Raw genomic sequence first — 1,187 nt, 5'->3', positions numbered from 1 at the left:
ACCTGCTGCGCGTCGTAGCCGGCCTCCTGAAACGCGGCGACCTCTGCCTCATCCACCCAGCCCCGCGCCGCAACCACCGCAGTGGTGAAGCGGCGCAGGGCCTCGAGTCGTGGATCAGGCAAGGGTTGGCCCTCCCGCAGCGCTTCGGTCACCGCCTTGGGCACACCGGCCATGTCCGCGAGCACGCTGTGCGCCCCCATACAATAGTCGCAGCGGTTCTCGCGGCTGACGCTCAGCAACACCACCTGTTGCTCGGCTGGCGAGAACGAGGTCTGCTCGAACAGCTCACCCAGGGCCAGGTAGCCCTTCAGCAGCGCTGGTGCGGTGGCCATCTTGCGCATCAGGTTGGGCAGCATACCGAAGTGGTGCTCGGCCTCTGTCAGCGCCGGCAGCGCATCCTTCGGCGCCGATTCAGGGTCATGATCAGGAAAGTTGAAAGACATGGCGTTCTCCAAGGGTCCGTTAACAGGGTCACTCACGGTGATCTTAGAGACCGGACCGGTTCAGACACGAGATCATTGCACTGTGAGCACACCCCGAGCGCGCAAACTCCAACCAGCGCCGTCAGAGGACGGACTGGCCACCGCCCAAGCCTCACCGCCCAAGCCCAAGCAAAAAGCCCGATTCCGACACCTGAGAGGACGACGCGATGACCCCACGCCTGCTCATCATCGAGGATGATCGCGCCCTTGGCGAGATGCTCGCGATGCACTTTGAGGACCTGGACTTCGCCGTGACCCATGCTGAGCGGGCGCAGGCCGGACTCGACCAGTTGCGCCAGGGGCGGTTCGACCTGGTCCTACTCGATCAGCAGCTCCCCGACGGGCTCGGCAGTGAGCTGATCGGCCCGTTGCTTGAGATCGATCCACAGTTGCCGATCCTGATGATGACCGGCAAGCATGACCTGGAGCTGGCGATCGCGGCGATCCAGCGCGGGGCCGCGGATTTCGTACACAAGCCGATCAAGACCGATGAGCTGACCCAGGCCGTGCAGCGCCTGCTGCGGGAGCGTGAGGCGCTCAGCCAGACAAGTGACAGCCCGCCTGCCGGCTCCTCTGAGGACGAGGCGCCGCGTGATCTGATCGGTCGCAGCAACGCCATGCTGGACGTCAGCAAGGCCATCGCCCGCAGCGCGCGCACCCAGGCGACGGTCTTGATCACCGGTGAGTCCGGAACCGGCAAAGAGG

Annotated in this window: 2 protein-coding genes; one reads left to right on the top strand and one right to left on the bottom strand. The window is 65.0% G+C overall.

What is annotated here, in order from left to right; genetic code table 11:
* On the bottom strand, nt 1-443 hold a 443-nt coding region (locus tag CKO42_RS26615; protein WP_200252644.1), incomplete at its 3' end, for a carboxymuconolactone decarboxylase family protein.
* Nucleotides 444-649: 206 nt separating this feature from the next.
* Between CKO42_RS26615 and CKO42_RS26610 the strand changes: the two genes are divergently transcribed.
* The coding region (locus tag CKO42_RS26610) for a sigma-54-dependent transcriptional regulator (RefSeq protein ID WP_200252640.1) at nt 650-1,187 on the top strand (538 nt) is incomplete at its 3' end.

Source organism: Lamprobacter modestohalophilus, from assembly GCF_016583905.1.
GTDB lineage: Bacteria > Pseudomonadota > Gammaproteobacteria > Chromatiales > Chromatiaceae > Lamprobacter > Lamprobacter modestohalophilus.
Note: the sequence above shows the minus strand (reverse complement) of the source record. Positions and strands in the feature narration are given on the sequence as shown.